This window comes from Mucilaginibacter sp. P4_G9, from assembly GCF_056400985.1.
The window spans coordinates 1-8672 of sequence record NZ_JBFUKF010000218.1 but is presented as its reverse complement, the minus strand read 5'-3'; the positions used below and the strand labels follow the sequence as shown (position 1 = coordinate 8672).

The 8672-nt window shown below is 43.7% G+C and carries 9 protein-coding genes; 2 read left to right on the top strand and 7 right to left on the bottom strand.

Features of this window, described 5'->3' with window-relative positions; all coding sequences use genetic code 11:
* The coding region (locus AC1DPZ_RS17310) for an SDR family NAD(P)-dependent oxidoreductase (protein WP_477405633.1) at positions 1-489 on the top strand (489 nt) is incomplete at its 5' end.
* Positions 490-690: 201 nt separating this feature from the next.
* Here AC1DPZ_RS17310 and AC1DPZ_RS17305 read toward each other — a convergent pair.
* Both AC1DPZ_RS17305 and AC1DPZ_RS17300 read right to left on the bottom strand, forming a co-directional pair.
* Positions 691-1497: a helix-turn-helix domain-containing protein gene (locus AC1DPZ_RS17305; RefSeq protein WP_477405631.1), complete on the bottom strand. Its 807-nt coding sequence runs from the start codon at positions 1495-1497 to the stop codon at positions 691-693.
* A gap of 67 nt (positions 1498-1564) precedes the next feature.
* Entirely contained in the window at positions 1565-2449 is an 885-nt protein-coding gene (locus AC1DPZ_RS17300; protein WP_477405629.1) for an oxidoreductase, read from the bottom strand.
* A 138-nt stretch (positions 2450-2587) separates the two neighbouring features.
* On the opposite strand from AC1DPZ_RS17300, the gene AC1DPZ_RS17295 reads away from it, so the two are divergent.
* Positions 2588-3886 (top strand): MFS transporter, encoded by a 1299-nt coding sequence (locus AC1DPZ_RS17295; RefSeq protein WP_477405627.1) that lies wholly within the window; start codon positions 2588-2590, stop codon positions 3884-3886.
* A gap of 2 nt (positions 3887-3888) precedes the next feature.
* Here AC1DPZ_RS17295 and AC1DPZ_RS17290 read toward each other — a convergent pair whose 3' ends face one another.
* From AC1DPZ_RS17290 to AC1DPZ_RS17270, 5 genes are all read right to left on the bottom strand, one after another.
* Positions 3889-4779: an NAD(P)/FAD-dependent oxidoreductase gene (locus AC1DPZ_RS17290; RefSeq protein WP_477405625.1), complete on the bottom strand. Its 891-nt coding sequence runs from the start codon at positions 4777-4779 to the stop codon at positions 3889-3891.
* A gap of 63 nt (positions 4780-4842) precedes the next feature.
* Positions 4843-5592, bottom strand: a complete 750-nt coding sequence (locus AC1DPZ_RS17285) for an HAD-IIB family hydrolase (RefSeq protein WP_477405623.1) — start codon at positions 5590-5592, stop codon at positions 4843-4845.
* Between the two features lie 82 nt (positions 5593-5674).
* Positions 5675-6691, bottom strand: coding sequence for a nucleoside hydrolase (locus AC1DPZ_RS17280; RefSeq protein ID WP_477405621.1), 1017 nt, complete (start codon positions 6689-6691; stop codon positions 5675-5677).
* A 95-nt stretch (positions 6692-6786) separates the two neighbouring features.
* Complete coding sequence (locus AC1DPZ_RS17275; protein WP_477405619.1) at positions 6787-8082, bottom strand: hypothetical protein; 1296 nt, start codon at positions 8080-8082, stop codon at positions 6787-6789.
* 71 nt (positions 8083-8153) lie between these two features.
* On the bottom strand, positions 8154-8471 hold the full coding sequence (locus AC1DPZ_RS17270; RefSeq protein ID WP_477405617.1) for a hypothetical protein: 318 nt from the start codon (positions 8469-8471) through the stop codon (positions 8154-8156).
* Positions 8472-8672 lie beyond the last annotated feature (201 nt).

The window sequence follows — 8672 nt, the reverse complement described above, 5'->3', positions numbered from 1 at the left end:
TTAATAAACAATGCCGGTATTGGGGTTGGTGCACCTTTTGCCGAAACTACCGAAGAAGACTTCGACCTGCTTTTCAATATCCATTTAAAAGGCGTATTCTTTTTAAGCCAGAAAGCACTGCCAATTATTAATGATGGCGGCCGCATCATCAATATATCAACCGGTTTGGCCCGTTTCAGTATGCCGGGTTATGCAGCATATGCATCAATGAAAGGCGGTATTGAAGTACTAACAAGGTATATGGCCAAAGAATTAGGCGCACGTGGAATTGCTGTTAACGCGGTTGCTCCCGGCGCCATTGAAACAGATTTTGGCGGCGGTATGGTACGCGACAACCAGCACGTGAACGACCATGTTGCAGGTGTAACCGCATTGGGCCGTGTAGGTTTGCCTGATGATATTGGTGGCGTAGTTGCATTTTTATGCACAGAAGAGGCCCGGTGGATAAATGCGCAACGGATAGAGGTATCCGGCGGTATGAACCTTTAAAAATCACTATTTTAACTATTACTCAAAATAAAAAAACTCCCGGCTGGCATCCGGGAGTTCCTAAACAAAAATTCAAACCAATAAATTAATTAACCTTTACACCTTTTTGTACGTTAATTAAAACAACAGGGTTACAGTCAATAAAAAATATTTTTAATATTGTTAATCGGCCAATCCGGCGAAGCTTTGATTAATTAATAATTAAATCCTGGACGGAGCTACACCATAAGCTTTTTTAAACGCAAACGAAAAATGCGACAGATCTTCAAAGCCCAGGTCGAGGTAAATAGCTGAGGGGGCCTGGCCTTTTTCTTTAATAAGGTAATGCGCTTCCTGCAACCTGCGCTGCTGCAGCCACCTGTTTGGGGTAATGTGAAATATCTTTTCAAAATCGCGCTTAAAGGTAGCCAGGCTTCTGCCTGTTAAATAGGCAAACCTGTTAAGGTGAACGTTAAAGTGGTAGTTTTTATTCATAAAACCTTCCAGGTCTATTTTGCCGGGTTCGCTAAAATCAAATAAAACATCTTTAAGTTCGGGATTGGCCTGCAGTAATATCAGGATGGCCTCCTGTAGCTTTAATCGCTGCAGATCATCACTGATAGCATGCCCCGTTTGCTGGTAAGGCAGCAGCGAATCCATAAAACTCTTGTACAAAGGATGTGGCTTCAGGTTAATGAACGGGCCTCCCATATCATGCTTATCCGATTTCAACCCATACGCTATACTAAAGTTTCGCAATGTTTCCTGGTCAAGGTAAACAGATAGTGCTCTGTACTCGCCATTTAAGGGTGGCCGCTTTATAAATTTAATAAGCTGATTGCGTTTGCTCAGCCTAAAATCTCCTTCATTAACTGTATATGATTGGGTTCCGTCGTTAATCTCGATTGAACCGGCAGCTTGGTAGCTAAAAACATGTTCGGGCACAAACTGCTCACCCTCCCTGCTATTGGTTACATAACATGTATGGCGTATTTGCTGTAATATCGGCGCTTTTTCCTGCTTAAGCATATCAGTTCAAATTTATAAATAATAACAATGCAGGTGCCGGGCTACATTGTTATCAATGTTTTTTCTTTTATTTTTTCATACTCAGGTATAATTTACCCTGCTCAGATTCAAAGAAATTTTCCGATTCATCGTGGTCTGTCGAAATACTAACCTGGTACCATTTTTCCAGCTCGGCCAGTTTTGCCAGTTCAGCGTTTTTTACAAGGGCTACCCCTTCGCTCCCTAATATTAAATGTAATGGCGGCTCGGGCTCTCCAACTATGTCAATCATAACTTTTGCCGCCTTATCGGGATCGCCCACCGGTATAAATTTTCCGCTCTGGAAAAACTCGGCCCTTTTACCAACAGAACTTTCATAACCTTCAATAGATCTTGCATAGGTCATCGAGTCGCCGGCCCAATCGGTACGAAAACCGCCCGGTTCAACAACAACAACTTTTATACCCAAAGGCGCCACTTCGCGGGCCAAGCCTTCGCTGAAACCACTTAAGCCAAATTTAGCAGATTGATAAATGGTAAGACCGACGCTACCTACCCTGCCCCCAATTGAGCTGATTTGCAGGATATGGCCCGAACGCTGCTTGCGCATATAAGGCAATACAGCACGCGTGATAGCAATGGGAGCATACAAGTTTGTTTCCAGCTGGCTGCGCACCTGCTCATCTGTAAATGCTTCGGCCGCACCGGTGATGCCGAAACCAGCATTGTTCACCAAAACATCTATACGACCGAAATGCTGTATTGTACTTTCAACCGCCGCGTTAATTTGCTCCTGGCTGGTTACATCCAGCTGAACGGGAAACAACTGGCCGGGATACTGATCTGCCAGGTCATTTAATTGTGCTGTATTACGCGCCGTTGCAGCTACCTTATCGCCTTTGGCAAGTACTGCTGCGGTAAGGCTGCGCCCCAACCCGCGGGAGCTGCCTGTTATAAACCAAATTTTTTCCATGTCTTTTTTACTTTTTGTTATGACAAATATCGGGTGTATTCACAAGCTCAACTTTGTTAAAAGGTTCAAAATGCTTTGTTAAAAAGTGCATGTGATTAAACACACACACTTGCCATCATTTGGCAATACAGGCAATTCATGATCAAAAACTTATCTTTAAGTTACCTGTATTATAATAAATCAAACCTGTTCCATTTAATGGCATCAAGCACCTCCAAAGCAACCCTATTCCCAATATTGCTGGTAAACTTTATTGATGCCCTGGGCTTTAGTGTTGTTATCCCGTTTTTGGTGGTTATCGTTTTAAAGCTTGGCGGGCACGAGGTGGTATATGGTTTTTTGAGTGCTACGTATTCCTTTTTCCAGCTGATAGGGGCACCTATACTGGGCAACTGGTCTGACAAGTTCGGGCGTAAAAAAATCCTGCTCCTGAGCGAGGCTGGCACCTTTGTGGCCTGGCTTATATTTTTAACAGGTTTAATTATACCCAACCAACAAATAAAACTAACCAACAACCTGATATTCAGTATTCCTTTGCTGCTCATTTTTTTAGGGAGAGCCCTGGATGGCCTCACCGGCGGTAATATGTCTGTAGCTAATGCTTATGTGGCAGATATTTCTGTAAAGGACGACCGCAAGCGAAATTTTGGCCGTATGGCCGCTGCATCCAATATGGGGCTTATTTTTGGACCATTGCTGGCTGGTTTATTAGGGGCAACCATATTAGGCAATATATTACCGGTGATTGTTACCGCGTTTATCTCGTTAGTAGCTTTACTGGTTATCTGGCTGCGGATACGTGAGCTACAGGTTAAAAAAGAAGATGTCCCTGGCCCCACCCTTATAAAACAAGCCAATTTAAAAGGATTGAAGGAAGTTTTTAACCTGCCTTATGTACCCTATTTTTTGATCCTATACTTTCTTATATTCTTAGGCTTTAATTTCTTTTATGTTGGTTTCCCGGTGTATGCTGCCGGGCAGCTGCACTGGAACGTTTTAAAACTGGGTATCTACTTTTCGTTTTTAAGCGGGACAATGGTTTTAATAGAGGGACCTGTATTGAGCTTTATTGCCAAACGTGTTTCGGGCGCTGTGTTGGTAATAACCGGCAGCCTCATTCTTTGCGCCTGTTTTGTGCTTTTAAAATTTGAGAGCATCGTGCTTATCTATTCTTCTGCCCTGCTTTTTGCTATTGGCAATGGCATTATGTGGCCCTCCTTTATCGCCCTGTTATCCAACACCGGGAACGCGCAGGTGCAGGGCAAAATACAAGGTTTTGCAGGCAGCGCCGGCAGCCTGGCCAGTATCATCGGCCTTATTAGCGGGGCGTTTTTGTACCATACGCTGGGCTCAAACCTTTTCCTGGTAACAGCGGCGTTTATGCTGCTGATTGCATTTGCAGCAATACCTTTGATTGCGATTGAGAAAAAGATGTGAGATCAAAACTCCTCATTAATCAGTTCCTTACTTATTACAACACCGGCTAATGCCCCTCCAGAAACCGCTGTAGCAACCGTGCGCATAGGTGAAGTACAATCTCCGGCTGCATAAATACCGGGAATACTGGTTTGATACATTTCGTCTACCTCAATATATCCTGCATCGGTGATTTGGCAACCTATCATTTGAGGCACATCGCAATGCTGCCTGAAAGCCGGGCGGGCGTAAATTGCATCTAAAGGATACTTCTTACCGGCTGCTAAATGTTTTATCTGCCCCTGGTAGTGCTCTACCGTTTCAACTAAATCTTCAACAATTTTAATATGGTGCGATGCCAGTTTTCCAGCTTGTTCGGTAGTAAATGTTGACGCCCCGTTGGTAAATAGTGTAAGATCATTAGTCCAGTTGCTTATCATCTTCGCATACTCATACCCTGTATCATCATTACCAATTATACCTGTTTGTTTGCCATGCACTTCGTAACCATGGCAAAAAGGGCAATGGATTACAGAAATACCCCAGCATTCTGCAAAACCAGGAATTTGGGGCATTATATCATATATACCGGTAGTAAACACCAATTTTTTAGCTGCATAAGCCTCCCCTGCTTCAGTGCAGATAGTAAATCCATCAACGTTTTTTGTTCCATTAATGACTTTGCCGCTAAGGAACTTTACTGTAGAGTATTTTTCAGCTTGCTCCCTTGCCTTTGCTGCAATAACAGCAGGCGTTTCGCCATCCCGGGTAAGGAAATTATGTGAGTGGGGTGTTTGGCGGTTACAGGGTTTCCCGCTATCAATAACCAGCACCTGTTTTAAGGCCCGGCCCAATGTCATAGCTGCCTGTAAACCGGCATAGCTACCCCCTGTAATAATTACATCAAAGATCATGATCATCAAGATTTAATACTGACAAAAGTATTGAATTAAAAGCAACAATGTTGCTTTTAATTTTTATTTCTTCAAACACGCAATTACAGCTTCAATAACTCTCTTAGTTTCCTGCGGATCGCGAACCTGGATACAGTCGGCGCCGGTGGTTCGGGCGGGCTGGTCGTTGCCGCCGTCAAAAAGGGCATCGCCCATGAACAACATTTCTTTGATGGATACTTTCAGCGTATCACGCAGTTTGTACATCCCGTAAGCCTTATCAATACCCGGCTTGGTAACATCAATAGACGTGGCCCCACCCAGGTTCACGGCAAACCCCGGAATCAGCTTATCAAGAATGGCCTTAATCTTTTTACGCTTTTTAAAATCCGGGTCCCATGCTTTTTTGGGCTCAAGCGGGGCTTTTTGTCCAAGTGCAGAAAAGGTGATCTGGCTATCCCGGTCTTCTATCGTATCGCCCCAGGTGCTTTCGGCTTTAAAGCCCGATTTTTCAACCGCCTGGTTTAGTGACCCGGTGATCTTTTTCTTTTCCTCCGGGGTAAAATCCTCTGAATATATCTTTCTCCACCTGGAGGCTTTGTACCGGTAAAACTTAGTTCCGCAGGTTGGCAGTATAGACAAATGGGCCAGTTTGCTGCCATTGGGTAAATGGGCTATTACCTGCTTTTCAAACTGGGGCCAGTCTCCGCCAGATATGATAGCCACTTTAGCTACTTCCAGCAGGCGGGCAAACAGCAAGGCCATTTCCTTATCTATCGCGGCCTTGCTTTCGGCCAGGGTGCCGTCCAGATCAAAAACAATTAGTTTTTTCATGCTTTAATCCAACGGGCGAGAGCGGTATTGGTTTTAATTTATTCTGCCGCTTTAACCCTTGGCATAAAGTTCAATAGCACCTTTAAAGCATTTCCAGTTTGGCAAAAAAATCATTAAACATCAGGTTAATATCCAGGTGCTGGTAAACCCTGATGTTTCGGCCATTGGTGTTATATTCATATGCGCCTTGTACATTTATCCACGGGCAGGGCTTAAGCACATAATCGCTGCTTGAAGGGTCGGCCTCAAAGGAGGATTGCAACGCGGTAAGCAATACCAGCGGACTATCGCCTAAAATATAGGTTTCGCCAATATTAAGATGATATTGCTGTAAGCGGACCATGAGGTTTTCAAGCACATTGTTTAAGTACTTCCCTATTTGGCCCCGGGGTTTTATCCGGGTTTGCAATTGCGAGTACGGCAATATAGCCTGGCGGTAAGCATTACGGGGTACCTGCCATAATTTCAACTGCGAATGGTTAAACACTGCCCTTGCAGCAGCAATATCAATATTAAGATTATACTCGGGATTTGAATAATTGGGCGGTGGTAATGCCAGGTCGCTGTATTCGGGGCCGCCTATCCAAACTAAGGTAAATTTGCCTGCTATTTGGGGGTTGGTTAAAACAGCGGAAGCAACGTCGGTAAGGCCGGCTCCGCAAAGTACGTATAAGGGCAATGATGTATCTGTACGCGATGCTTCTTTGATAATAAAATCCACGGCTGCGCTTTTAACAGGGGTGCTGTCGTTAAGCATACCCGTGTTTGATCCGGCAATTACCGGTATCCGGCCATTTAGTTTCATGAGGGTTAGCAGTTCGGTTGCTTTTTTTACGGCGTTGTCTGCCTGGGTTTTGGAGTTATCAAATCCATCGCCCACTTTAAGGTGCGAGCCAATAATGCCCCTGATCTCTACAGATGGCGATAATATAAGGTGGGCGAGCGCAAATAAACCATCCGGATCGCCGCTAAAATCATTATCAATAATAACCCGTATCCGGGCCGAAACAGGTTTGTTGCTGGTACCCGGCTGCGCAAAAGTTAGGGATGGCAAAATAAAAAGCAGCAACAGGCTTATCAGGTGCAGGTTTGTTTTCATGGTTTTAGTTTAATTGGTTAGCAAGGGCAATATAAACGTTTTTTTATAACCATCTAATTATGCTTATTACTGTTTTAAATGGCACGCATCCATATCTACCTGTTCAACGGATACTCATTCACCCAATGAAACCCACGCCTTAGTAATAAAAAATTATTCAGATCGTATTTTTTGAGGCTGATCGTCAGCGAATCTTTATTCCATTTACCTTTTAGCAGCAGGTCGCCATTTTTAGCTTCCGTGTAAGTAAACCGGTGTTTATCGGCAGTGTCAATAAAGTTATGTATAACGATGGTATGCTTTTTAAGGTCGGGTTTAAAACTGTAGTTTTTTAAACTATCGTTCATCAATTTAATCCTTGCGTTATCGGTGTAGCTAATGATCAGTTTTGCCCACCTTGTGGTATCAGTAGTAAGCGGTGCAATGGTGTCCTTATTCCGCACAAAGCTTTGCACATTATAAATGCCATAAAAAGGCGGTTTTTGGGCCTTATCGCCATAGTGTTGTGCAGCCTGTAAATTACTTATGGTATACCCAACAAGCACATAGGCAATAAAAACATATTTAATACTGCTTAAGGTGATATTTTTCCACCTGGCCTTAAAACGGTGCGGGGCTATGTTTGATGGCGGAGCTGCCTTGTTTAGCAAAAAGAAGTTAATTAAACGCAGTGCATCTTTAATCAGCAAAAACAACGACATTAATACCAGCATAGTTGATAGCAACTTAACCGGCACATCAAAACAATAGTTTATGGCCATAATGTTACCGGCAACTACTATACCTAAAATTGCGCCCAGGGTTGTTGTTTTACGAAAAAGCAGGCACAAGCCACAGCTAATCTCTGCCAAACCGGTAAAATAATTAAAACCGGTGGAGTAACCCATATACGTCCAGGCCAGGCCCATGGGCGATGCATTGCCAAAGGGCTCCAGCAAGCGGGTGGGTGAAGGCGATGGGAATTGGAGTTTAATCACCTTTACAAAGCCATAGGTAAGCATGGTGATAGCCACATAATAACGCACTATTACGCAAACCCAGTAAAACAGCTTATTATAATCGCGGGCCTTTCTGTCGGCAACCGACCAAACAACGGCACTTAAACCAGCCATTACAATGCTGAACAATATGATCAGGTAATCATAAGTAGTATCGCCGCTGCCATTGGTAAATACGGTTATGGGGCTGGCCATATGCAGTACATGGGCGGCCAACCAGGGAATTAGTTTATGAAATGGCTGAATGTAGTATTCCGAGGCGGCATCTAAAAATGGGATGGTGCCATTAGGGTTAAAAAATATGTACAGCAAAAAAAACACCAGGAAAAACCTTAAGCTTATTTTTTGCGCACCAGACCAGTAGATGGGTTCAGTAGCGGCAGTAGTGGTCATATTATTGCGATGATTTAGTTCAGGCTAAATATAATAAATCAGGGCGTAAATATTTGATGGGTAAAGAAAGTTTAAATCACAACCGCTCCAAGCGTTGCTGTTTCGGCCATAAACAACCTGTTAATAAACGACCATATAATATCAAGCAATCCACGCTTTTTTACGGGAACAATAACAGGCGTTTCAACAGGCGGTTGGTCTTCGGGCGGTGTATCTAACTCCTGCATTTCAACCAGGATGCTTTCACGTATGGCGGGGTCACGGTTCACAATATCATCCAGTTCGGTGAGTTCGTTAAAGGTTGCTTTTCCGCTTCTTTGTCTTTTAATCAGGATGTCGAAACGGTCTTGCGAAAAAGTACGCCGTTCCAGTGGTTTGTGATGCTTCATGATGCTATCCCTTAGTAAAAAGCATGAAGCAAAGCTAATGCCATGGTTGCAATAGTTTGATTATCAGTTATTTAAAATAAGCAAAATTAAATACCCGTTCATTTTTGATACAAGGGCATGTACGGTATCGGACGTGAAAGGCGAAAGGCGAAAGGCGAAAGGCGAAAGGCGAAAGGCGAAAGGCGAAAGGCGAAAGGCGAA